We start from the raw sequence: 24354 nt of genomic DNA on the forward strand, positions 1-24354 counted from the left end.
AAGATACACCATATAACATTTCCTATTTTGCATAGTATACGTTGGATAAAAAGAAAAGAGGTGAAACTTCATTATAAGAACATGCCTTTTCCACAAGTAACGCTCGTAATGAAAAGCCTTTTTTACAGTTGTCTGATACAGCAAAACATAGCTGTATCTCTCGTTTTCGTTGATATCCTTCTAAACTAGGCACTTGCTTATGCCATTTTGCAAGTAAGCGCATAGGATACGACGGATATTCAAAATCCATGCGGCGAGGTGATAAAATGGAATATGAAGATACGTTTGAACAAGATGATTACGATTATGAAGAAGAACCTTTTCAGGGACGAAACGATTGTCCGCTAAGTCGCTCATGCGAGCCTTGCATTACTCCTGTGAATACTTGTGGATGTGCATGTATTGGGCCAAGAGGTCCTAGAGGATTCCGTGGTGCCACTGGGCCTACAGGGCCTACCGGAGCAACTGGTGCTACCGGACCTGGTGTAGGAGCTACCGGGCCTACCGGGCCAACAGGTGCGACGGGAGCTACCGGCGCGAATGGTGCTACCGGACCTACCGGTCTGCAAGGACCAACAGGTGCAACAGGAACAACCGGCGCATCTGGTATTACAGGAGCTACTGGGCCTACCGGAGCAAATGGTGCAACTGGACCTACTGGACCACAAGGTCCAACAGGTGCTACCGGACTTCAAGGTTTCGCAGGAATCACGGGAGCTACCGGACCTGCGGGAGCTACCGGACCTACCGGAAATACCGGACCTACCGGAGCAAATGGCGCAACAGGTATTACGGGAGCAACCGGTCCTACCGGCATTACAGGAGCCACTGGCGCTACTGGTTTACAAGGGCCTACGGGAAATACCGGGGCAAATGGCGCTACGGGGCCTACCGGTGCTACGGGCGTTACAGGTACGATTGGGCCTACAGGGCCAACCGGAGTAACCGGTGCTACGGGAGCTACCGGGGCAACTGGCATTGGTATTACTGGGGTAACCGGTGCAACCGGCGCAACCGGGGCAACTGGACCAACAGGGCCTACCGGACCTACTGGACCTACCGGTGCTACTGGTGCTACTGGTGCTGCTGACACGTTGACAGTTAGAAGCACAACGACTGCAGAACCTGGTATACCGGCATCTGTCACAGATTCAGGTGGTCCTAATCATATCTTAGACTTTGTCATACCGCGCGGTGCTACCGGTACAGATGGTGCTGATGGTATCACCGGACCTACCGGGCCACAAGGTCCAACAGGTGCAACCGGCGCAACCGGTGTAACCGGTGCTACCGGAGCTACAGGTGCTACCGGTGTCGTTGCTGTCAGTGCTTCTTGTGCATGTGTAAGCCAGATGAAACACTTACTCGAACAGCTGATTGCTCTTTATCCAAATGAAAACGTCATTGTCAGTATGGAAAGTGGCAATAATGCAAGCGGCCGTCTTGGTTCTTTACTGCCTTCTCCTAACAACAACCCTCAAAGTGGTATTTTACAATTGGTCAATTCACAAGGAAAACCATCCGAAGCCATTTCCATCTGCCATATTGCATCAATCAGACTTACCAGTGCATCTTACAACAATGCTATCACATATCTGTCTGTACCAACACCAATACCAACAGGTTGTGACTTTGATTGTGAAGAAGCAACCCGTATGTATTTGCCAATAGGCACCACTGGTGTATCTATTAATGCCGGTGGTCGGACAGTAGGAAACGGTATGGTATTAAAGAATGAATTTGGCATTATCGTTCTTGTAGGTAATACTTGTGATAATCCTACTTTCATTTCCGCATGCAAAGCAGAAATAATTACGAAATAATATACCATCCCCATATGTATTTCATAAGCCACCGTGAATGGTGGCTTTTGTCATTTACTATTTCCTCACTGATCTCAAATTCGCTATTCTCAATCTTTCCCACTTCTCAATCTTCCTCATCTTTTTCACTTTAATAACGTTTGATGCTAACGATAAGAAAATTTTATGTATCTATTAGAATTTTTGAAAAACTGTTCCTCCTATTCAAAAAAATTTTTTAAGGGTTTACAATGAAATCAGTTATGACATACATAATGGAAGTCAAAGATGAATATCCTACAATGACTCTTATGTACAAGGATGAAGGAGGTAGTTACCATGTCGTATGAATTGACATACGAAGAGATGAATCATGTATTTGATGCACTCAGGCTGCATTATAAGATTTATGCACCGAAACGTTTAAAAAATGCCGGAAGATATTGCAATACAGATATCATTCGGTATAAAGAAATCCGTAGTCTTGAAGAAATTGAATGGAATGAGCGCAGTCAATATTCGCCAAAGGAAGTCTTCTATCCAATTAATCAGACATTATTTCATTTCACGGAATATGGCTTTATGGAAAGTCAAATTTTTGATAAAGATCTGCTGATTTTTGCCCGATCTTGTGATATTCACGGTATAAAACGTCTGGATAAGATATTCTTAGAAAATGGCAATGAAGTAGATCCTTATTATAAGCGCATGCGTGATAAGGTTCATTTTATCTTAATGGAATGTCCGGAAGAAGGCTGGGAATCTTGTGCTTGCTGCAGCATGGGCACAAATAAAACAGATGATTATGATTTAGCTATACGTCCTTATGAAGAAGAAGGACGTGTCTTGGTAGAATGTAAGAGTGATCAATTTACATCTCTTTTTAACACATATCCGAAAACAACCTATCAGCCGGAATTTGTAAAAAAGAATGAAACCGTTATTCATGTTCCAAAGATTACGGAAGACATGGTAGCGGACATCTATGCTTTCGATATGTGGAAGGATTATCAGACACGTTGTATTGGTTGTGGTGCATGTAATTCCGTATGCATCACCTGTTCCTGCTTCAATACCATTGATACAACCTACACGGAAAATGGGAAAAGCGGTGAGCGTAGACGTACCTGGACCGGCTGTATGAATGATGGATTCACCACAGTAAACGGCGGTCATGCTTTCCGTGACGATTATCAAGATCGTATGCGGTTTAAGACATTGCATAAGGTCTATGACTTTCAGAAACGCTTTAAAACCGATTATCAGATGTGTGTCGGCTGCGGTCGCTGTGATGATATCTGTCCGGAATATATTTCATTTACGCATATCCTTAATCGCTTGTATGAGGAAGTAGAAGCAAGAAAGGAGGCAAAGGCAGATGAATAACCCATGGTTACCTGAAAAACATCGTATTTTAGATATCATAGAAGAAACGGATTTAGAATCTACATTTGTAGTAGAATTCCCAAACACCTCCATACGACATGGACAATTCTTTGAAATCTCCTTGCCAAAGATTGGCGAAGCGCCTATTTCCGTAAGTAGTTTTACCGATTCCACGGTAGAATTTACCATTCGACGCGTAGGAAAATTAACGAACGTCATCTTCGATTTAGCACCTGGGGATGATTTATATATTCGCGGTCCTTATGGCAATGGCTTTCCATTAGAAACATTCAAAAATAAACATGTTGTGGTAATTGCCGGTGGAACCGGTGTTGCTCCTGTCCGCAGTACGCTAAAACACTTCCTTCATCATCCACAGGATTGTAAGGATGTATATGCCATTGCCGGATTTCGTGATCCTTCTCACACTTTATTTGAAAATGATTTAAAAGCCTTTGTCAATGCACCCCATTTTCATACGACCTTAACTTTAGATAATGGGCAAAAAGAGGGATTTAAAGAAGGCTTTGCGATGAATTATGTAAAAGATATACCTTTTCAGGAATGGGATGAAGATTATGCCGTCATCATTGTCGGCCCGCCCGTCATGATGAAATTTACAGCTCAGGAATGTATGAAATATGGTGTTCAAGAAGAGCATATCTATGTATCCTTTGAACGTAAAATGTCCTGCGCTTTAGGTAAATGCGGTCACTGCAAGATTAATGAAACTTATGTCTGCCTGGAAGGTCCTGTCTTCCCTTATACCAAGGCGAAGACATTGATGGATTAAGGAGGTAACGTTATAATGGCTAAAGATATGAATATTGGTGCCTTGCGTACCAACTGTTTCCGTCAATCAAAAGTAAAAGGTGAATATATGCTACAAATGCGTGTGCCTGCCGGTCTTATCGAGGCTAAATATTTAGGCTTTGTGCAGCATCTTGCGACAACTTATGGGGATGGCACCTTCCATTTCGGATCTCGTCAATGCTTTGCGATTCCCGGCATTAAATATGAAAATATTGATAAAGTAAATAAAGAATTAAAGGATTATTTAGAAGATATCGAGGTGGCACAATGTGGAGTGGACATGGATACTTCTGCCGGATATCCGACGATCGGCGCACGAAACATCATGGCGTGTATTGGTGGTATTCATTGTATTAAAGCAAATATTAACACTCAGGAAATCGCCAAGAAAATTGAAAAGGAAGTCTTCCCTAGCCACTATCATATTAAAGTAGCGGTTGCCGGTTGTCCAAATGATTGTGCTAAGGGACATTTTAATGACTTTGGGATTGTCGGCTTAACTAAACCTATCTATGATCCTGATTTATGTATCGGCTGTGGCAGTTGTGTCAAAGCCTGTGAATCTCATGCGACCAGAGTTTTGAGCATGGTAAACAACCGCATTGAAAAGGATGCTTGTTGTTGTGTTGGCTGTGGCGAATGTACTTTAGTTTGTCCTACCAATGCCATGCGCAGAAGTCCAAAGCCATTCTATCGTATTTTGATTGGCGGCAGAACGGGGAAACAATATCCAAGGATGGGAAAAACATTTGCGGACTTCTTAAGTGAAGAAGCTGTGCTTGCTATCATTAAAAACTGGCAAGCGTTCTCTGCGGATGTCTTAAAAGGTCAGCCACGTTATCTGCATGGCGGTCATCTATTGGATATGGCAGGTTATGAAAAATTCAAAGAAATGATGCTTAAAAATGTTACGTTAAATCCGGAAGCGCGCATTGCGGAAAATGTCTATTTTGCCGAAACAGAATATCGCGGCAGAATACATGTAAAACCGGTAAAGTAAAGATTGCTTGGAGGGGAAATATTATAAAAGAGGCATGAAAACGGCCTCTTTTTTACGATTATAGAAAAACCTATAAACAATATTTTTTTGTTCATTCATAATTCAAATGCAGAAAAGATGCAGATCGGCAATATTCATCACTTGTTTCTTCAAGTCTTTGTATGCTTTTTTTCTTACCTTAAAACAGGAATTTTTCACATTGTGAACTGTGATTACATGATACGTTCAGCATATATTTCAGCATGAATATACCATTCCCCATCATCTTTTACTGTAATGTTTTCCCAATGAAAACGATTGTCCTCTATATTTGTAAAAACCCACTTTCTGTTATCATCATTGACAAAGGTAAGTATTATCATATCATCTTGTTTTTTAGCCTCAAGTCGTATGATTTTTCCAGTATAACCATAAGCTACATCCCATGCATGGGTGTCGGGATTATAGATACGCAACGATGTCCCGTATTCATAATCGGGCAGAACGATAACATCTTGCATAGCCATCCCTTCAAGAACCCATGAGAAATACCATTTACCTTTCATTGCAATATTATCACCCTCAATATAATGTATTGCCCAACTTCCGATAAGTTTTCCAAAATAATTAAACTCGTCAGGTAATGCTGTGTTTTTACTCTTACTTGTTAATGCTTCGAAAAAATCTAGCATTGGTAATTCCTCCTATCCAATAAAGTTCTTTTACAAATGGTCATGTATCTTTCATCATTTCTTAAATCTTGCTCATTTCCTCATCGTTATACAAACAAATCATTATATATTGGTTTTACTTGAACCCCTCCATAAGTTCTGATTTTTTCGTTCAGCAGATGGGACTTATTTATCGTATATTCTTATCTATATAATCTAAATAAGGCTTTTTATTCACTTTTTCTATATTTCCTTTATATCAATCAAGTGCCTCTCTTAATCCTACAGATATCGGTTTTACATCATGCATAAGCTTATATTGTTCAGAAACATCCAGATAATATTCATAATCATAGATACAAAAATAGTTTCTTTGTTCTATATCCCCATACACATATTCATATGCGGCTTGTTTTTCAACAACATGATAACAAAGGGCAACCCATTCTCGAATTGATATAGTATCTTTATTCCCTACATTAAAAATATGTTGAGCCGGTTTTTGTTTCAAAAGTATATCTATAAATCTGCATAGATCATGAAAATGAAAAAACTGTAACTTCATTTCCCCATCTTTTGGTAAATAAAACTTCCTATCTGCCAACGCACATTCAAATACAAAAGCTTCTCTATATACATTGTGCATTTGCCCATATAAATAAGGTGGTCTAAGGATATAGGCATTTGGATTTCATTTCAACAAAGCCGCTGCTTCTTCAATTTTATCAGTTCCGTAGTTCCCCAATAATTATTAAGCCCTACTGGAGAATCTTCTTTAAAAGGCTGTGAAAGATTTTCCGGATATACAACACTTGAGCTGATTAAAATATAATCTTCATAACTGTCTAATGCAGCTAATAGCTTTTCAACATCATCAGAAGTATATGCTGTATCAATCACAACATCAAAATGAAAATCCCGAAGAAGATTTCCTAAATTATGTCTGTCTGCTTGGATCAGGTTTACCCCTTTTGATTGCTTTTTGCTATTACGATTTAATACATATACATCATAATGTTTCTTAACATAATACTCTGCAATATATCTGCTTACAAATACTGTTCCACCAGTTATAAGTACTTTTTTTCATGCAACCCTCCCAATCGATAGCTTTTTAAGCCGTGTATTTCCATATCATTATGCCATCTAAATTGCTATTACGCAATGAATAGTGCACTATTACGAGAAACCCATATCTTCCTTCATGTTCAAGATGCTTACATTTTTTTACATTCAGGATGTTTTATCTATCCTATTTTATGTGGAATCATCAAAACAACAATACCGTTAAAACAGGTGAAAAAGGAAGTAGCTTATAAACATATGGTGGTAAATACACAGCCTATGCTCACATCTAAAATCTTTCAAATATACCTTGCCATTATCAGCATGTGTCTGAAAAAATATGATAATCTTAAGCACAAATATCCTTATATGAAATGCCTTATTTTACACTCCTGCATAATAGCCGTAACTAATATATATAATGCTCATAAAATGTCAAGAATGGAGGTAATGTATGAAATACACAAATTGGAATTGTGAATGTTATCCGCCGTGTCCTTGCTGTTGTGATGATATAATCCCCCCTACAGGGCCAACCGGTGCGACTGGGCCTACCGGTGCAACAGGACCCATTGGAAACACCGGAGCTACTGGGCCTACCGGTCCTATCGGAAATACGGGAGCTACTGGGCCTACCGGTGCAACCGGTCCTATTGGAAACACCGGAGCTACTGGGCCTACCGGTGCAACCGGTCCTATTGGAAACACGGGAGCTACTGGACCTATCGGTGCTACCGGACCTATTGGAAACACCGGAGCTAGCGGACCTACAGGAGAAACAGGCGCGACAGGGCCTTTGCCTCAAGTTGAAGTGATTGGTACGACAACTTTAGCACCTGGCTCTTTAGCAAGTGTTACTTCCAGCATAACGCCAGATGGCATCGCCTTAGAATTTGGCATTCCACAAGGCTTGCCGGGTATACTGCCTGAAATTGCTTTTGCCAGCTTCATCACTTTTGCTGCCAGCTTCACCAATGCCACACGCATCCCTTTTGGCACACTTACGGAAGATGACACTGGTCAGATTCGCCAAATTTCCGATACGAATCTTGTGATAGAACCCGGTTATTATGTCATATCCTATCACGTATCTGCCCTGTTAAATCCACAAGGCTATATGCAGATAACACCATACTATAATGGTGCTCCCCATATTGAAACGGCCATTTATTTTATGAATGCCGCTGATAATACAAGTGCCTATGGCTCTAACACCTTTATCATACGTATGACTTCTGTAAGTGATTTCTTCCTTACGTTTAACACCAATGCAAGAGCTACCGAGGGTACTTTAACATTGTCGATTATTAAATTAAGGGATATCACATAAAATTTTTCCCTTTTCATCTAGTGCCATCTGCATCAGCCAATACTTTTCATTAGATTGCGTAGAACATACGTAATCTTTTTCTTCATAAGAAAAAGGGATTGCATTTCCCTTTTCATACAACTATCCAGTTTAAACAGCTTTAAATACCTCTATGTTCATTACTTTTTATTGTCAACACACTCCACATCCAGAAATCACTGATGCCATCCAGAATTAACAAAGAGCCGGACCATATCGAAACAATTCCAGTTTCCTCTAAAGGCAAAAATAAAATTAATAAGGAACAAAAAATAGTAAAGATACTGATTCCCATGGCAATATTGCCACTTCGTTTTTCTAAATAACGAATGCGTTTCGATAAAGCAATATCTTTTATGCCATGTAATAAGGTCACAAAGGCTATAACATTGGGAATATCCTGTTCCACTTCTTGCGGTAAGGTCAATGCCCAAATTCCTAAAAAACTTATCAGAATCCCGTTTATTAAAGAAGATATCGAAAAGATATGCTTTTCTTCTTCTATGATGAAGAGAAATAAATGCGGTATCCCCTGTATTAACAGGATAAGTCCTAACAGATAACAGGTCGAATAATGCACCTGATCACGTATAACGATCAACACTAATCCCATGGCAGCCCATAGCATCGCTGACAAAAAACTATTTGTTTTCCATTTACTGAGATAAGATTCAGTAATCAGCTGTGGCACCTTCATATGTGATTCCTCCTTATGCTTTATATCTTTTTATTTTACCACGAACTTCATGAATGAGAAAGTGTTTTAAGCAGTTATCTGCTTATAAGATCATCAGATAAAATTAACGCAAAAAAAGCCATCGGTTAAAGAGGAGGGCTATTTATCAATTACTGTTGCGTTTCTTTTTCTTTCGTATTTCCCAAAAGAACAATAAGATCAATACAGAAGATAAATTACATCATTTAGCTAAAAATGTTTTCTTTTTGGATATATATAATTTTGTTTAAATCTAAGGAAAAGATTTTGACAACTTGTGAATTGTAAGAAATACTTCATAAGTAGTTATATGATATATGGTATAATTTGCTTACAAATTTGATGAGGAGGACAACTATGAAATTAGGGGAAAATATTCGCAATACGAAAAAAACCATCACGAGTATTCTTTTTTTAATGCTCATCATCGCATTGATCTTCTTTGCGGGAATGAAATTTGCCGATCGTAACAGTGAGCCTGAAATATCGTCAACCGCGCTTGCCCAACAACTGCAAGAGGTCAATGAACTTGCTGTTTTAGATTATAATTATACGAAAGTAGGAAAATTCGAGAATTCATTAAAACTGAATGGCTGGAGCATTCCACTTACTAAGAAAAGCTTTTTATTAACGTACGCAGGTAGAATACAGGCCGGTGTTGATATGAGCGCTATGGAAGTAAATATGAAAGGTAAGAAAATTCTTGTATCACTTCCCGAAGTTCGCATTCTCAATAATGTTTTAGATGAAAAAAGTATTGAAGTCTATGATGAAACCAAAAATATTTTCAACCCCATCAGTATCAACGATTATAAAACCTTTGCTGCCAAACAAAAAGAGCGTGTTGAAGATGAGGCTATTGAAAATGGCTTATTGAGTGAGGCTGCAACCAAGGCCCAATCCACAATTCGTAAGTTCTTACAAATGATTCCGGAAATTAAAGATGATTATACCATTGAAGTTACCTTTAAAAAATAAAACGCGCTTTCCTATCGATTGCTAAAAAGGAGCCGACAAGATGACACATCTTATTGACTCCTTTTTTCTATTACACTGTACCATATGCAACATCTAAAGCTTGTTTAATATCTTGTATCAACGTATCGGGATGTTCTAATCCGGCATACATGCGAACGTGTGTTAATTTTAAGCCACGTTTTACTATATCCTCTTGATTTTTCCCTTTATATACCGGCAGTGCCAAACTTTCAAAACCACCCCAACTCACACCTAATGTAAATACCTGCAACGTATTTACGAATGTCTTTAATTTTTCTAAATCATCATCTGCTAAATCGATTGCAAATAAACTTCCATATCCGGTTAAATATTTATCCGCTAACGCTTTTTGTTTCGCATCTCCGCAATATGGATGATGAATTTTCTCAATGCGCTTATCCTCGCGTAAAGCATCAATTACCTTTTGTATTGTTTCATGCACATTGCGCATACGCACAGGCAATGTACGTAAACCACGCAGGGCTAAGAAAGCATTCATCGGACTGCATGTTGCCCCCAGATATAAATATCCTTTTTCTTCAATTTGCGAAATGATTTCTTTCCGGCTGATAATCGCCCCGCAGACAATATCTGAATGTCCGCCAACATATTTTGAACATGAATGAATCACCACATCAATGCCATGATCTAAGGGATGCTGATAAAGCGGTGATGCCCATGTATTATCAATTACGGTGACAATTTCTTTAGCTTTTGCAAAAGCAGCTAATTTCTGTAAATCAATCATTTCAAATTTTTGACTGGATGGACTTTCAAAGTAAATCATGCGGGTATGTTCTTGTACACGCTTTATAATCTCATCTACATCCGTTGTATTCACAACCTCACAACTTACGCCATACTTTTCAAAATAGCGTACCAATGACACGGTTGCCCCATACACCGTATTAACAAGCAACACATGATCTTGGGCTTTGAGCAATGTGATAATAGCTGCTGAAATGGCGCCCATTCCCGATGCGAATACTTTACAACGTTCCCCATGTTCCAAGACTGCCAGTTTTTCTTCCAACAATCCTACTGTTGGATTTGTGCCTCTGGTATATACATAAGAATCAAATTCATTGCTGCAGCCATAGGCAAAATCTTCAAAGTCTTCAAAGAAGAAAGAAGAAGTCATCACAATTTCTGGAGCCATTGCATGATATTGACGCTGACGCTTTTCTACTTCATTACATATATTTTCTATATATTCCATACTCTTACGCCCCTTCGATACGATGCATGCGTTCATGCAGATGAATAAATTTTTCAGCTAAAATCTGCACGGTTTCTGCTGCCATCATCTGATCTTCCGCATGAATCAAAAGCAAGCGAATATCAAGTTTTTCCTGATTGGCTTCTTTGGTAATGAGCTGCGCATGAATACGATGTCCCTCATGAAAACAAGAATCCCCTTCTGCCATCAAGGCTTTGGCTTTATCGTAATCATCTTGCTCTGCAGCTCCTATGGCTTCCATATAACAACTTTTCGCACTTCCGGCAAAACTGATGATTTGAAAACAGACGGCTTCTATTCCTTCCATATTAGCCAATCTCCTTTTTCACAACTTCCAGCACACCTTTGCCATCCATCATGCCATACATTGCCATATCAATGGTCATGACCTTACAGCTCGCCTCTTGCTTAACCTTTGCTTCCTGGAAACGAATCTGCGGTCCTAACAAGATAATATCTGCACTATCTTTTACTTGATTTAATTCATTGATGGAATAAGCATGAATATCACATGCATATTCCATCTGGGCAGCCGCCTTTTCCATAGCTTTTACTAAGATGCTTGTAGATGCTCCCTGAGAACATAATAAGACGATTTTTTTCATTTATGCCAACTCCTTTTTCTCTGCTTCTTCTTTTATAAACTGATGATCTAACGCTTTGGTAAATGGCATGTAAATCAATACAGTCAATGCAACGATAACGATCTGTACAACTGCACCTTGCCATCCGCAAACTAAGAAACCACTGAATAAGAATGGTGTTGCCCATGGTGCCTGCACATTAGTAAATAATGGCATAAATCCGATATTCATAGCTAGATAGACAATCAGACAAGATAAGACCGGTGTAAGAATCATCGGAATCAACATGAGGGGGCTAAATACGGTTGGTGTGGCAAAGGTAACCGGTTCTGAAATATTGAATAAGGATGGTACAAAGGCTACTTTACTTACCGCCTTCATACGTTTACTGCGTGCGGCAATTAACATTGAAATCGTTAAACCGATCATCATACCGGCACCACCAATTGTCAAAAATTGATCTAGCATTTGCACCGTTCCATAACTTCCGGTTGCACTTGTCAGATTTCCGGCATCTGCCAATACTTGATTGCTTGCAGCATTGGCATACAATAAAGGATAAATCAAAGAATTGATAACGGTAGGATGAATACCTGCCCACCACAATAAACCATTTAACAAGGCTACGATTACCATGGCCCATGGCTGTGAGATGATGACCTGCAATGGCAGCTGAATCAAACTGAAGATAGCTTCCGGTAAGGAACCTGAAATAACCATACAAATACCATTGATGATCAACATGACAGAAACAATCAATACACCTGGAATTAATGCAGTAAACGCATTGATTACCATGGTTGGCACACTATCCGGCATTTTGATGGTCGCATTCTTTTTGATACAGAAACGAAAGATTTCCACCGTGATAAACGATGTGATAATAGCAGTCAGAATACCTTTTGTACCTAACCAGTCAAATTGCAAGATTCTTGTCGCAACTTCACCGGATTCTAAGGTTAATGTTTTCGGTGATACGACAACATAAGATACCAATCCCAACACGGTGACCGTCAATTTATCAAGTTTATAACTTTCAGATAATTTGTAAGATAAAGTACCGGCTAATAATAACCCCATCAAATTAAAGGTTGCACGATATGCCGGAGAAATAAAATCCGCCCAGTTTTCGCCAAAGATACCATTCATGAATTCTGCATAACCCGGAATCGGAAAGTCAGTTATCAACATAAACACCGTACCAATAATCGTTAACGGCATCAGCGCAAAGAAAGCACTTCGGAAAGCTTGAAAATATCGTGTATTTGTAATGACAGCTACTTTAGGGGTCAGCCATCCTTCTACCCATTTCAAAATCATATAATTTACCTCCATATGAGTTGTTAAGCGCTTCCAACTGCCTAATTTATACAATGGATATCACGAATTGTAAATAGGGATGACAGTTTCTGTAAATTTGTTACTTTTTTTCTTATAGGATTCGTTTTAAATGCGTAATTTTGTTACGCAACCTACAATACATTCTGCTATAATACCAACATTCATGGTATAATATGAAAACGATCACGATACTTATACATATTATGAATGAAAGCGGAGGGTCCCTATGAATTTATATGAGGAATTAAGAAAAAAAGATAGTTTCTCCAGTGTTGAAAAAGATGTAGCAGACTACATCGTAGAGAATGGTGAATCCATTTTGGATATGCCGATACAACAGCTTGCAGCAAATACCTTTACTTCTACCACTACTATCATTCGCTTATGCAAAAAACTAGGCTTTAAAGGCTTTCGGGAGTTTAAGATTCGTTATTCTAAAGATCTGTTATCATATATGAACAGAGATACTCATGTAGATGTCAATTCTCCCTTTTCAGAAGGCGATTCTGCTGCCGGCATTGCTCAAAAAATCGCTTTGCTGACAAAAGATACCATCGCCTCAACACAAGCTACTTTAGATATGGATATTTTACATCAAGTGGTGCAGCAACTTTTACAAGCACGTAATATTTTAGCTATCGGGGTCAGCGACAGTTTTGTCCGTATCATCGATTTTCAAAATAAAATGCTGAAGATCAACATGTTTGTTAAAATTTCATATCTCCAGCCCGATCAAGCATATTTATGCACCCATGCTACCAGTGAAGATGTGGCTTTGTTGATCTCTTACAGTGGCAGAACGGCTGAAGTTATCAATGAAGCACGTATCTTAAAACAAGGTGGTGTGAAAACCATTGCCATTACCTCTAACACAACAAGCCCTTTAGCCCAATTGTGTGATACATTGATCATGCTGCCAAATGAGGAAGATATTCAAATAGCGACCTATTCCTTTTCCTCACAGCTTGCAATCGAATATGTTTTAAATGTCATCTATTCTTGTATTTATAAATCAAATTATGAAAAAAACAAAGAGCATTTATATCACTCTCGTCAAAAATATCTACACTTGTAACAGCTATCTTTTTAATTATATGGAAACGGTGATGAATCAAATCTTTCTCACATAATTGCTTAAAAATCCATCAGATAAGGTTTAAAATGCAAAAGAATATGCTATAATATTAACTGCGATTTAGCACGAAAGTATGTTTTGTTTTTAAAAAAGCCCTCTTGGTGGAATGGATATCACGCCACTCTCCTAAAGTGGAATTACAAGTTCGATTCTTGTAGAGGGCGCCAGTAAATTAATAACTGTTAACTAAAACAGGCAAAAAGAGGCTTTGTCCAACCGGTACAAATGCCTTTTTTATTTTTCCACATAATATTGTCAATGATAAAAAGCTTTTTTTGATAAAAAAGTCATTGCTATGGCCTTTTACTAGCAAAAGAAAAGACACCGCCAAAATGTCTTTTCTCCCATCATCTGTGCACGTACCGCAGACGATCGTATGGAAGATTCATGTACTGCCAATTAAAAGAGGGATGAAGTAATCTAATTGACGTGTCCACCATTTCCATCCTGTTCCTGCATCATAATCCCAATACTCCACAATCACTGGTATATCCTTTAGTCGTAACACCTCTTCAAGCTCCCGCAAATTGCCTTCTGCTTCCGGCGCCATCGGATAACGCCCGCTACATAATACCATATTAGTATTTTGATATGCTTTTACTTGTTCCCCATGCAAATTACGGAGGATGACTTCCGGTGTGTTTTTCAAAATAAGTTCATCATAATAATATGGAATATAATGCGATATCTTATAAATACCGCTTAGGCAAAGAACTTTACGGATATATTCAGGAATCCGAAGATAAAGATTCATGGCATGCATAGCACCGATATCTATGCCACATACCATGACCTGTTCCATGAAAGTAACAGATCTGATATAAGGAACGAGCTCCTGTTGAAGAAACTGCATCCAGCTTTCATATAACTGCATTTTCTCATGATTGCTTACCTCATTATCATCCCAAACATCATCACAAGTAGCGCAAATATAAAAACGGATCCTGCCACGTTCAAGCTGCTCCAACAGTTCACTCGACAGAGCATAATGAAGGAATTCGTTGACTCCTTCATGCAGAGGCATGAAAACAAGACAAGGTACGCCATTGCTGCCAATTGTCTTAACCGTCACATCGGCATGAAGCATGTTACTATGCAATACAAACATCGTTGCTTCAGCTGTCTTCATAACCATCCCTCCTCTAACTATGCTCATATCTAGGTCAGTTATATTATACACCTTTACAAATCCATATGTAAACGATATCATCGCATTTTACCTAGAGATGTTAGCTTTTGGTGTTGATTTACACATAAACATCTTATCGAACGCTATTTACGGATGCTTCCTAATGTTCAGGATACCGTTTATTTAAAAAAGTTTGGTATGAAAGGTGGCCATACCATCCTTTCCTGTTTTATTCGCCTATGTTTTAAGAGCTTGTCATAAAAAGAAACGCTTTTTTCATATGCCATCACTCGTATGTTATTCTCCTTATTATAAATGTCTATAGGATTTCAGCCTTACAATCATCGATTTTATCCCTGTTCATGTACATCTTTTCATAAAACTGCTAAAATAATGAAGGAAAGGATTCATGTAACTCGTCTTTAGCGAAGACAATAGCATGATATTGGGTGAAGTATGTATAAAGATAATGGAATATCTGAATTAATTTATGAATATTTGCATACCTGTTTGTCATTCAATCGGTATCCATATGGTACGCCATTTCCTTCCATTCATGAGATTGCCATGCGTTTCCATGTAGCAAAAGAAACGGTGCGGAAAATATATAAACGCTTAGTTTGTGAAGGGTTTATTCGTATGGATGAGCGCAAACAGACAATATCCTGTTATCATAAAAAGGAGGACACTTCTTACACATTAGCATATTTTCACAATTGTCGTTATCTTTATGAAGATCTATTGCAAAGTACTTCATTGCTTTTTCTCAATATCATGCAGGAAGCTGCCAAAGCTTTAACGAAGAAAGATCGACAAAAGATTTTAGCCATATTGGATGAAGATCAGCAATATCACTTAGAAAACATTACCCATATTTGTCTTATTTATCTAACCAAACTACACAATGAGCTGATTATCAGTTTCTTTTTGCAGCTCATTCATTTTTTGCGTTTTCCCTATCTGCTGCATCATGATATGATTAACGATTTAGATTTTCTATTTGCAGAAAAGACCAGTATCCTAATTTTAAAGGACAAATTAACCCATTATCCAAACAGCCCTTGGAAAGATACCTATATCAATATGCCTGCACGATATATCCATTATTTCCAAGCATACCTTGATGCGCATCCTATACAACAACAAAAAAGCGCAACGATACCATTTCAATGGTCATTGCAACATCGCCATTCACAGCAATGCTATTCCATTGCGACTGCTCTTTTGGTAAAACTGGATGATGCAGAGTATGTCGCAGGTACTTATCTGCCATCCCATCATGAGCTTGTGCAGTCTTTACAAGTTTCAAACAGCACCATTCGACGCGCCTTAGATCTTTTGGATGGTATGGGTATTATCAAGACCAAGAAAGGGAAAGGCCGGTATGCATATACAGCCTGTAATGACTGTGATATTGCCTATGAGCGCTCCTCCGTGCAAAAGATGTTAAAACTATATCAGCAAAGCCTTAGCTTTCTGGAACTGATCGTTCCTGCTGTGATCACGCAATTGCCAATGCATGCAACTTTTGATTTTACCAATCTGAAGCAGCTTATAGAGAAGCAAGAGGAATATCTGATGGGGTATGCTATTTTACAACAACTTTTAAAGGTAAGTGAACTCGTTGTAGTAAAAGAATGTATGCGCACCCTATATCAGATACAATTATGGGGAAAGCAGCTTTCCCATGTATTACAAATGCAGCAGCACGATAAGACGATTACACAATATGCATGCTCCTTTATGCAAGCAATAGAAAAGCAAGATTATACAACAGCAGCTCAAAGTGCATATGCCCTTTTTCATGCGCAAACTACAGCTACAACAACTTGGCTGCAGGCTCATCTTATAAAATAAGACACTTTTGAAAAAATAGGATAAAATCCTATCAGAAAACCACATTCTTTGAAGAATAAATTGTTATGAATATGATACAATAGGATTAACTGAGAAAGGAAAGATATATTGTGAAGAAGCGATGCTATTCCGGTATATGAGGTATCAAGTAATGGAAAAAGAACTAAGAACATTTTTTTCAGAATATAAGCGTATCAACGCTTCCTATACATTGGCTTTTTCTACCATGTATTTTGATATGGCAACCATCGCGCCAAGTGCTGGTATCCCCTATCGCAATGAGATGATGTCAATTCTGGCAGGGGAAGCTTTTGCCTATCAGATGAATCCTGAGCATCTAAAGAAATTAGAAACCTTAATGAAGATTACCAAGGATGAAAAATTAAAGAAAGAATTGGCCTTGTATTTCAAAGAGTTGGATATCAATCGCAACTTGCCAAAAGATGTGTATATCCGCTTCAAAAAAACCGTTGCGGACAGTGAAGAAGCATGGCAGATAGCAAAAGAACGTGATGACTACAAACACTTTAAGCAGCATCTGATCCAAGTTATCAAAGCACAGAAAGAAGTCATAAGCTATGTTGAAAAAGATTGCAGCGATTATGATTATTTATTAGATCGTTATCAGTCAGGTATGAATCGTGAAAAATATGATGTCTTCTTTGCCCGCATCAAAACAGAACTTTTACCACTCATTCAGCGCATTCAAAAAGAAGGACGCAAGATTGATGACAGTCTTTTATATCAAGATTTTGATCTTTGTGAACAGGAAGCTTTCATGCAAGAATTAAATGCGTATATGCAAGTAGATCCGACGAAATGCTACATGGGAACGACCGAGCATCCTTTTACGGATTTCTTTTCTGCAAATGAAGCACGTATTACAACTCATTATTATAAAGACAATGTCCTATCGGCTATTTTTTCAACCATTCATGAATATGGTCATGCCTTATACAGTCTGCAGGTTGATGAAGCATTTACCGATACCGCCTTTAAAAATGATATCGGATTTGCCATGCATGAATCACAATCACGCTTAATGGAAAACCATATCGGACGTAACAAAGCCTTTTGGGAATACAACTATCCAAAGCTACAAGCCCATTTCCCTAAGCAATTGCAACAGGTATCACTGGATCAATTCATGACCATGATCAATGTTTCAAAACCTTCTTTGATCCGTACGGAAGCAGATGAACTTACCTATCCGATTCATATCCTTATTCGCTATGAGCTTGAAAAAGAAATCTTTGATGGCAAGGTTGATTATGAACATTTAGATACCATGTGGAATGATAAGTATGAAGAGTATCTCGGCATTCGTCCAACGCATGATAAAGATGGCATCTTGCAAGATATGCATTGGGGCGCTGCAGATTTGGGATATTTTGCGACCTATGCATTGGGTAGTGCATATGCCGCCCAATTTTATCACGCCATGCAACAGGATATTGATGTTGAAAACGCCTTACGCAAAGGTGAATTCAAGATTATCAGTGATTGGCTAAAAGAACACGTGCATTGTTATGGAGCAAGCTTAACAGCTGATGAAATTCTGCTCAAAGCAAGTGGAGAACCTTTCAATCCAGAATATTATATAGACTATTTGAAAAATAAGTTTATGAAAGTTTATGGTCTATCGCATGTATAAAAAAGCGTAAAAACACGCTTGAGGATCTTTGAGGTAAATGGAGTCGACATCATGAAAACAATAGAAGAGGCAAAAAACATCTGCCGTACAATATGGCATCTTTATTTAGAACAGCGAGACTATAAAACATTAGCCACCTTTGTTGATCAGGAAATGACACTGATCGGTACAGGGGCGCATGAAATCTGTCATACCAGTGCGGAGTGTTTTCAGAAGCTGTATCAGGAAGAAGAACAATGGGATGGTTCCTTTCTCATCACTCGAGAATGGTATCAAGGATATGCGTGTGATGCGCATACTTTCAATATCATAGGGGAACTGCATACAAAAGAAAATGGAAAAAATCGCATTATTTATGAGGTCACAACACGCTTTACTATGTTGCTTCATTATAAGAATGAGCAATGGAAAGTTTTGCATGTCCATCAATCTGTTGGTGATCATAATCAGATGGATAATGAATTTTTTCCTAAACACATTGTCGATCAAAGCAATCGGATGTTGAAAGAGCGCATTGCGCAAAAGACGAAAGAATTAGAAGAGCGAAATCAGCAGGTTCTTTATTACTCACAATATGATTATTTGACGGATATCTGGAATCGCCAATATTGTGAAAAACAGATTGAACAGACTATGGCGAAACATGCTTACGGCACCATGCTGATGATTGATGTTGATCATTTTAAATGGTTTAATGACAGCTATGGGCATCCTTTCGGTGATAAGGTGTTGAAAACGCTGGCTTATTGCATGAAAACCGTGTTCTCTCAAGGTCTATGCGGACGAATTGGCGGAGATGAGTTTGTTGTCTATGGAACAAATTGTGAAGGTGATATCACTTGTGTAGAAGATAAGATCAATAGCTTTTTTACCTATTGGAAACAAGCACAAAAAGCACTTGATATTGCACAGACAATTACGTTAAGCGTTGGTGTTGCCTATTATCCGATACATGGTACAAACTTTGATAAGGTATGGCAAAATGCGGATAAGGCCATGTATGAAGCTAAGAAACATAGCGATAACACCATTTGTTTTTATGACACAAAGCATTAAAATATGCATATCATCTTATATAGCAACAATAAGGTTTATTCAAGCTTTGCCGAAATATCAAAAAAAGTCCATCAGGACTTTTTTCATTTTATTGGCGCACCCGACAGGTCTCGAACCTGCAACCGTCAGAATCGGAATCTGATACTCTATCCAATTGAGCTACGGGCACATATCAGCTTTCCTATTATAGCACAACAACGCATGCTGTGCCATAAGTAATTTAAAGCTTTTCCTCTCGAATACGTATATTAAAAAGTAAACTCCACATAAAACAATTAAAATTATCCTTTCATAAACCATGTTTGCATTAACACAATGCTTGTGGAAAGAACATCCTTTCCAGCATGTGTATTTCCAGATTATAACTTAAGATCATCGCTTTTTGTGAAAACATACAATAAGGAAGTACAAAAATCGTGCATCCTCTTCACTAACGTGTTTTAGATAAGATTGTGCAATGACATTCATACTTCCTTTTTTAAATTATGATTGCTTACTCAATTGATTTCAAAGATTCGACCATTGGTATTTTTTTCAGCTTTTGATACATTACTAAATTTACCATGATAGCAAACAACATCGTGATTGCCACGGCATAGCCAAAGGATATCGGATAGATATTGCGGCCAAACATAACATTTTCGAGTTCTGCCAGGCTCATGATCAGCGCATGCAGGCCTATACCGACAAAGATTCCCGCGATGGAACCGATAAAGGTCAATACGATATTTTCACGATATACATAAGTAGATACTTCATTATCATAAAAACCTAAGACCTTAATGGTTGCAATCTCTCGCAGACGTTCGGAGATATTAACATTCGTCAGGTTATATAGGACAACAAAGGCAAGCAGTCCGGCTGAGATAATCAATACCACAACAACAAAAGATAAGGAAGAAATGGTATCTTCAAAGCTTGAGGCAATACCGGAATAGAAAGTGAGTGAACTGACGTTATCTTCTTTCATTAAAGTATTACCTAAAGCATTTTCCACTTCACTATTTGTTGTCTTTAATTTCGCAAACACTGTCGTATCACTCGCTGAACGATGATAAATCTTTTTATAATAGGATGGTGTCATATACAAAGCATGACCAACATAGTTTTCACTGATCCCACTGATTTTTACTTTATGTTTTACACCATCTCCATTATCAACAGCAAACGTATCGCCTATTGATAAATGCTTCATCTTGGCAAGCTTTTCCGTAATGATCGCCCCATCATCATGTAAGGTAAGCAGTTCATGGCCTTTTCGTGTCCGCAGCATGATATAATCACGGAACTGTTGGACATCCGATGGCACATAAAGATCAATGCCTTTATCCTCACCACTATCCGCATAAAAGCCATGATAGACAGCCATCGACGATGCCTCTTTAACAGCATCCTGACTTTGGACCTTTTTTAATAGCTTTTCTTTCTGAGAAGCTGTTATATCACTATCAAATTCCATACTCATATCAAAAGCATAGATTTCCTGATATTGCTTTACAGCGATTTCACCGATGGAATCCTGAATGCCGAAACCGGCCAACAGTAAAGCCGTACAGCCACTGATTCCGATTACGGTCATAAAGAAACGTTTTTTATAACGAAAGATATTACGAGCTGTTACTTTATGAATAAAGTTAAAATGTTTCCATATGAATGGAATACGTTCCATAAGAATCTTCTTACCGTTTTTCGGAGCTTTTGGACGCATCAATTGGGAAGGAACTTCGATCAGCTCTTTGTAACAAGCCATAATGGCAGCTGCTACCGTAATCAAGGACGCTAACAGGATCGCTGTGGCTGCTAATGGAATCTGTGCCTGCAATTGCACCGATGGCATATTATACATAATACCCCAAGCATTGTAGATCACGGTAGGGAAAATGATCATTCCAATCACCGCACCAAAAATACCGCCGCATACACTGGCAATCGACGCATAAATAATATACTTCATCGCGATATGCGCTTTGGTATAACCAAGTGCTTTTAAAGTCCCGATTTCCTGACGCTGTTCGTCTACCATACGCGTCATCGTCGTTAAGCAAACAAGTGCTGCTACCAAAAAGAAGAAAAGTGGAAATACCTTTGATATGGCACCCATACGATCTGCAGCACTGCCATAGTCCATATAAGAGTAATGTGAATGGCGATCTAATACATAGGTTTTGGGTTCCTTTAAATCGTTGATATCCTGTTCACTTTGGTCCAGTTTTTCTTTTGCTTTCTTTAATTTATCAGCACCATCTTTTTTCTCTACATTTAACTCACGCTGCCCATTTGCCAACTCTTTTTTTTCATGATTGATTGTCTGTTGCGCAGAAGCAAATTCACGTTCAGCTGTTTTTTTAGCTTCTGCTAACTGTATCTTTCCTTGTTTTAATTGCTGTTCCCCCAAAGCTATCTGCTGTTTGCTCTGCGTCAGTTTCTTTTCACCTTGCGCAAGCTGTGTCTGAGCGCTTTGTTTTTGTGTTTGTAATGGCTGCAACGTCATCTGTAGTTTTTGCATTCCGGCAATGACTTCCTGCTGTTTAACAGACAAGATCTGTTTTTCATCTTCACTAAGATCAGGAGCAGCAAGCTGAGCATCCAAGGCGGCCTTTTGTTGTTTTAATTGTTGCAGCTGTGCTTGCAACTGTGCGATATTTTTATCCAATAAGGCAAGCTGTTGCTGTACCGTCTTTTTTTGTTTTGCGAATTCGGCTTTGCCCTTTTCATACTCCTGACGCGCTTTCTTCAGCTTATTTGCATTTGTGTTAAGCTCTGCTTCTTTTTCCTGAAAGGTGATGGCCGTTGTCTGTTTCTTATGATTTAATTCCTGCTGTCCATCCTGTAATGCTGTTTGCGCATCCACCAATTTTTGTTGCGCTTTGGCTATTTCATTATCATATTTTTGTTTTTGCTTTCGATATTCCTTACGTCCATCCGCAATCTTACGCAATGCTTTGTCGCGTATATCTTGAAAACGATCAGCTACCTTTGTTTCCACAAGTGACGTAACCTCTTTTTTTACCGGTTTCACAATATCAAAATACGCATCATCATAGGAATTCAGCTGTTTTACATTATCTAGTGTTAAATAGATTTCCGTGAAATATTCGCCTTTGAAATTTTCTTCCGGTATGAACGCATAATTATTAATTTCTCCACTGCCAATTGACGAACTGCCCTTTTCATAAGACAAATAATATGGCGTATTCACCTTGCCGACAATCGTATAGGTTGTTCGTTTTAAACGATCACGTAAGACATCCTCTGTTCCGCTTACAAATGTGATTTTATCACCGATATTCATGCCGGATTGACGAATAGCATCCTTTTCAATTACGCATTCATCCTTTTTCTTAGGTAAGCGTCCTTCAATGACTCTGGCTTGATTGATATAGTTTTTGTTTTCCGCAGCGGTGTCAAGAGGCATCGACATAAGCTTAAATACACGCATCTGATTATGGCGCATATTTACCACATCCATACTATAGCTGCCATAAACACCATTTACTCCGTTTACTTTGGTCAATGCCTGCACATCTTCTTTGCTCATGCCAATTGTTGACATAACTTTTATATCCATCAGATTATAGTCATCAAAATACTTATCTGCGCTCCCCTTCATATCAGGTACACTTGCTTTTACTCCAGCAAAAAACGCCACTCCGATTCCCACAATCATAAAGATGGAAATAAAGCGTCCCAGCGATTTTCGCATTTCACGAAAGGTATCTTTTAAAAGCGCTTTTTTCGTCATTAATACTCGATCCTTTCTACCGGCAGCGGATGTTCATTGATCGTCACACTTTCAATTTTTCCGTTGCGCACCTTGATAACTTTATCCCCCATGGCAGTTAATGCCAAATTATGGGTGATAACAATGACACTGACCCCACGTTGGCGGCAGGTGTCCTGCAAAAGTTTTAATATCTGTTTTCCGGTATTATAATCCAAAGCTCCCGTAGGCTCATCGCATAACAAAAGTTTAGGATTTTTAGCAATAGCACGGGCAATGGCTACTCGCTGCTGTTCTCCACCGGACAATTGCGCCGGGAAGTTTTGACTGCGTTCTTTTAAGCCTACCGCCTCAATCGTTTCATCAATATCTAAGGGTTCTTTGCAAATTTGTGTTGCCAATTCCACGTTTTCTTTTACCGTCAGATTTTGTACCAGATTGTAAAACTGAAATACAAAACCAATATCATAACGGCGATAGGTGGTCAGCTGTTTTGCATTATAGGCGCTGATTTCTTTGCCATCCACATAAATCGTTCCACTGCTTACACTATCCATACCACCAAGGATGTTTAAAATCGTACTTTTTCCGGCACCGCTCGCCCCGGCTATGACGACAAATTCACCTTTCTCTATGGAAAAATCCACACCGCTTAATGCTTCAATCTGAACTTCGCCCATCTGATATATTTTTTTTACATTTTGAAATTCAATATATGCGCTCATAAAGCCGCCTCCATCTTCTATCATGTTCTATTATACTAGAATTTTCGTTGAAAAGCAGGGCTTTTCCATGTTTTCAATAGTTTTTACGCTTTTTCTCTTCTGTTTTAAAAAAGCCTACCAAAGCAATTATATCC

General features: G+C 38.7%; 21 protein-coding genes and 2 tRNA genes. 11 read left to right on the plus strand and 12 right to left on the minus strand.

Annotated features, from left to right (window positions below):
• Positions 1-266 precede the first annotated feature (266 nt).
• From KJS44_RS14695 to asrC, 4 genes are all read left to right on the plus strand, one after another.
• Positions 267-1823, plus strand: a complete 1557-nt coding sequence (locus KJS44_RS14695) for a collagen-like domain-containing protein (protein ID WP_008690688.1) — start codon at positions 267-269, stop codon at positions 1821-1823.
• Between the two features lie 318 nt (positions 1824-2141).
• Positions 2142-3188 (plus strand): anaerobic sulfite reductase subunit AsrA, encoded by a 1047-nt coding sequence (asrA, locus tag KJS44_RS12925; protein WP_008690686.1) that lies wholly within the window; start codon positions 2142-2144, stop codon positions 3186-3188.
• Positions 3181-3981 carry an anaerobic sulfite reductase subunit AsrB gene (gene asrB, locus KJS44_RS12930; protein ID WP_008690685.1) on the plus strand — a complete coding sequence of 267 codons (801 nt, stop codon included), beginning with the start codon at positions 3181-3183 and terminating at the stop codon, positions 3979-3981. Before asrA ends, asrB begins: the two co-directional genes overlap by 8 nt.
• 15 nt (positions 3982-3996) lie before the next feature.
• A complete protein-coding gene (gene asrC, locus KJS44_RS12935; protein ID WP_008690684.1) occupies positions 3997-5001 on the plus strand; it encodes a sulfite reductase subunit C in 1005 nt (334 codons plus the stop codon).
• 212 nt (positions 5002-5213) lie between these two features.
• On the opposite strand, the gene KJS44_RS12940 is transcribed toward asrC, so the two are convergent.
• The 3 genes from KJS44_RS12940 to KJS44_RS14605 all read right to left on the minus strand — a co-directional run bounded on the left by KJS44_RS12940 (position 5214) and on the right by KJS44_RS14605 (position 6725).
• A complete protein-coding gene (locus tag KJS44_RS12940; protein WP_008690683.1) occupies positions 5214-5672 on the minus strand; it encodes a hypothetical protein in 459 nt (152 codons plus the stop codon).
• Between the two features lie 238 nt (positions 5673-5910).
• Complete coding sequence (locus KJS44_RS14600) at positions 5911-6216, minus strand: NAD-dependent epimerase/dehydratase family protein (protein WP_226896764.1); 306 nt, start codon at positions 6214-6216, stop codon at positions 5911-5913.
• A 131-nt stretch (positions 6217-6347) separates the two neighbouring features.
• Entirely contained in the window at positions 6348-6725 is a 378-nt protein-coding gene (locus KJS44_RS14605) for an NAD-dependent epimerase/dehydratase family protein (protein WP_226896796.1), read from the minus strand.
• 445 nt (positions 6726-7170) lie between these two features.
• On the opposite strand from KJS44_RS14605, the gene KJS44_RS12950 reads away from it, so the two are divergent.
• Positions 7171-8046 carry a collagen-like domain-containing protein gene (locus KJS44_RS12950; RefSeq protein WP_008690681.1) on the plus strand — a complete coding sequence of 292 codons (876 nt, stop codon included), beginning with the start codon at positions 7171-7173 and terminating at the stop codon, positions 8044-8046.
• A gap of 139 nt (positions 8047-8185) precedes the next feature.
• On the opposite strand, the gene KJS44_RS12955 is transcribed toward KJS44_RS12950, so the two are convergent.
• Positions 8186-8761, minus strand: a complete 576-nt coding sequence (locus KJS44_RS12955; protein WP_128125088.1) for a DUF308 domain-containing protein — start codon at positions 8759-8761, stop codon at positions 8186-8188.
• 375 nt (positions 8762-9136) lie between these two features.
• On the opposite strand from KJS44_RS12955, the gene KJS44_RS12960 reads away from it, so the two are divergent.
• A complete protein-coding gene (locus KJS44_RS12960) occupies positions 9137-9757 on the plus strand; it encodes a DUF4230 domain-containing protein (RefSeq protein WP_008690678.1) in 621 nt (206 codons plus the stop codon).
• A gap of 70 nt (positions 9758-9827) precedes the next feature.
• Here the strand turns inward: KJS44_RS12960 and KJS44_RS12965 are convergent, their stop codons facing one another.
• From KJS44_RS12965 to KJS44_RS12980, 4 genes are read right to left on the minus strand one after another with little or no spacing between them, the layout of a single operon-like run.
• Entirely contained in the window at positions 9828-10997 is a 1170-nt protein-coding gene (locus KJS44_RS12965) for a trans-sulfuration enzyme family protein (protein WP_008690675.1), read from the minus strand.
• A gap of 4 nt (positions 10998-11001) precedes the next feature.
• Positions 11002-11325, minus strand: a complete 324-nt coding sequence (locus tag KJS44_RS12970) for a PTS lactose/cellobiose transporter subunit IIA (RefSeq protein WP_008690673.1) — start codon at positions 11323-11325, stop codon at positions 11002-11004.
• 1 nt (position 11326) lies between these two features.
• Positions 11327-11623 carry a PTS sugar transporter subunit IIB gene (locus KJS44_RS12975; protein ID WP_008690671.1) on the minus strand — a complete coding sequence of 99 codons (297 nt, stop codon included), beginning with the start codon at positions 11621-11623 and terminating at the stop codon, positions 11327-11329.
• Complete coding sequence (locus tag KJS44_RS12980) at positions 11624-12922, minus strand: PTS sugar transporter subunit IIC (RefSeq protein WP_008690670.1); 1299 nt, start codon at positions 12920-12922, stop codon at positions 11624-11626.
• A gap of 247 nt (positions 12923-13169) precedes the next feature.
• Here KJS44_RS12980 and KJS44_RS12985 point away from each other — a divergent pair, with 247 nt between their 5' ends.
• Positions 13170-14018, plus strand: a complete 849-nt coding sequence (locus KJS44_RS12985) for a MurR/RpiR family transcriptional regulator (protein ID WP_008690669.1) — start codon at positions 13170-13172, stop codon at positions 14016-14018.
• Between the two features lie 152 nt (positions 14019-14170).
• Positions 14171-14245: transfer RNA gene (locus tag KJS44_RS12990), tRNA-Arg, on the plus strand.
• A gap of 218 nt (positions 14246-14463) precedes the next feature.
• Here the strand turns inward: KJS44_RS12990 and KJS44_RS12995 are convergent.
• Positions 14464-15207 carry an alpha/beta hydrolase-fold protein gene (locus tag KJS44_RS12995; protein ID WP_008690668.1) on the minus strand — a complete coding sequence of 248 codons (744 nt, stop codon included), beginning with the start codon at positions 15205-15207 and terminating at the stop codon, positions 14464-14466.
• 456 nt (positions 15208-15663) lie between these two features.
• On the opposite strand from KJS44_RS12995, the gene KJS44_RS13000 reads away from it, so the two are divergent.
• The 3 genes from KJS44_RS13000 (at position 15664) to KJS44_RS13010 (ending at position 19774) form a co-directional block, all read left to right on the plus strand.
• On the plus strand, positions 15664-17064 hold the full coding sequence (locus KJS44_RS13000) for a GntR family transcriptional regulator (protein WP_008690667.1): 1401 nt from the start codon (positions 15664-15666) through the stop codon (positions 17062-17064).
• Between the two features lie 151 nt (positions 17065-17215).
• Positions 17216-18718, plus strand: a complete 1503-nt coding sequence (locus KJS44_RS13005) for a carboxypeptidase M32 (RefSeq protein WP_008690666.1) — start codon at positions 17216-17218, stop codon at positions 18716-18718.
• Between the two features lie 51 nt (positions 18719-18769).
• Complete coding sequence (locus KJS44_RS13010; RefSeq protein WP_008690664.1) at positions 18770-19774, plus strand: GGDEF domain-containing protein; 1005 nt, start codon at positions 18770-18772, stop codon at positions 19772-19774.
• 92 nt (positions 19775-19866) lie between these two features.
• Here the strand turns inward: KJS44_RS13010 and KJS44_RS13015 are convergent.
• From KJS44_RS13015 to KJS44_RS13025, 3 genes are all read right to left on the minus strand, one after another.
• Positions 19867-19943: transfer RNA gene (locus KJS44_RS13015), tRNA-Arg, on the minus strand.
• 324 nt (positions 19944-20267) lie between these two features.
• Positions 20268-23516 (minus strand): ABC transporter permease, encoded by a 3249-nt coding sequence (locus KJS44_RS13020; RefSeq protein WP_008690661.1) that lies wholly within the window; start codon positions 23514-23516, stop codon positions 20268-20270.
• Complete coding sequence (locus KJS44_RS13025; RefSeq protein WP_008690660.1) at positions 23516-24220, minus strand: ABC transporter ATP-binding protein; 705 nt, start codon at positions 24218-24220, stop codon at positions 23516-23518. Before KJS44_RS13025 ends, KJS44_RS13020 begins: the two co-directional genes overlap by 1 nt.
• Between the last annotated feature and the right edge of the window lie 134 nt (positions 24221-24354).

It is taken from the genome of Longicatena caecimuris, assembly GCF_018406465.1.
Taxonomy (GTDB): domain Bacteria; phylum Bacillota_I; class Bacilli_A; order Erysipelotrichales; family Erysipelotrichaceae; genus Longicatena; species Longicatena caecimuris.

Bases quoted from the DNA above. Each gene is read 5' to 3' on its own strand.
- KJS44_RS12950 (WP_008690681.1), top strand. From the start codon at position 7,171: ATGAAATACACAAATTGGAATTGTGAATGTTATCCGCCGTGTCCTTGC.
- KJS44_RS12985 (WP_008690669.1), top strand. From the start codon at position 13,170: ATGAATTTATATGAGGAATTAAGAAAAAAAGATAGTTTCTCCAGTGTT.
- KJS44_RS13020 (WP_008690661.1), bottom strand. From the start codon at position 23,516: ATGACGAAAAAAGCGCTTTTAAAAGATACCTTTCGTGAAATGCGAAAA.
- KJS44_RS14695 (WP_008690688.1), top strand. From the start codon at position 267: ATGGAATATGAAGATACGTTTGAACAAGATGATTACGATTATGAAGAA.
- KJS44_RS12975 (WP_008690671.1), bottom strand. From the start codon at position 11,623: ATGAAAAAAATCGTCTTATTATGTTCTCAGGGAGCATCTACAAGCATC.
- KJS44_RS13025 (WP_008690660.1), bottom strand. From the start codon at position 24,220: ATGAGCGCATATATTGAATTTCAAAATGTAAAAAAAATATATCAGATG.
- asrB (WP_008690685.1), top strand. From the start codon at position 3,181: ATGAATAACCCATGGTTACCTGAAAAACATCGTATTTTAGATATCATA.
- asrA (WP_008690686.1), top strand. From the start codon at position 2,142: ATGTCGTATGAATTGACATACGAAGAGATGAATCATGTATTTGATGCA.
- KJS44_RS12995 (WP_008690668.1), bottom strand. From the start codon at position 15,207: ATGAAGACAGCTGAAGCAACGATGTTTGTATTGCATAGTAACATGCTT.
- KJS44_RS13010 (WP_008690664.1), top strand. From the start codon at position 18,770: ATGAAAACAATAGAAGAGGCAAAAAACATCTGCCGTACAATATGGCAT.
- KJS44_RS12980 (WP_008690670.1), bottom strand. From the start codon at position 12,922: ATGATTTTGAAATGGGTAGAAGGATGGCTGACCCCTAAAGTAGCTGTC.
- KJS44_RS12970 (WP_008690673.1), bottom strand. From the start codon at position 11,325: ATGGAAGGAATAGAAGCCGTCTGTTTTCAAATCATCAGTTTTGCCGGA.
- KJS44_RS14600 (WP_226896764.1), bottom strand. From the start codon at position 6,216: ATGAAGTTACAGTTTTTTCATTTTCATGATCTATGCAGATTTATAGAT.
- KJS44_RS13005 (WP_008690666.1), top strand. From the start codon at position 17,216: ATGGAAAAAGAACTAAGAACATTTTTTTCAGAATATAAGCGTATCAAC.
- KJS44_RS12965 (WP_008690675.1), bottom strand. From the start codon at position 10,997: ATGGAATATATAGAAAATATATGTAATGAAGTAGAAAAGCGTCAGCGT.
- KJS44_RS12960 (WP_008690678.1), top strand. From the start codon at position 9,137: ATGAAATTAGGGGAAAATATTCGCAATACGAAAAAAACCATCACGAGT.
- KJS44_RS13000 (WP_008690667.1), top strand. From the start codon at position 15,664: ATGTATAAAGATAATGGAATATCTGAATTAATTTATGAATATTTGCAT.
- KJS44_RS12940 (WP_008690683.1), bottom strand. From the start codon at position 5,672: ATGCTAGATTTTTTCGAAGCATTAACAAGTAAGAGTAAAAACACAGCA.
- asrC (WP_008690684.1), top strand. From the start codon at position 3,997: ATGGCTAAAGATATGAATATTGGTGCCTTGCGTACCAACTGTTTCCGT.
- KJS44_RS12955 (WP_128125088.1), bottom strand. From the start codon at position 8,761: ATGAAGGTGCCACAGCTGATTACTGAATCTTATCTCAGTAAATGGAAA.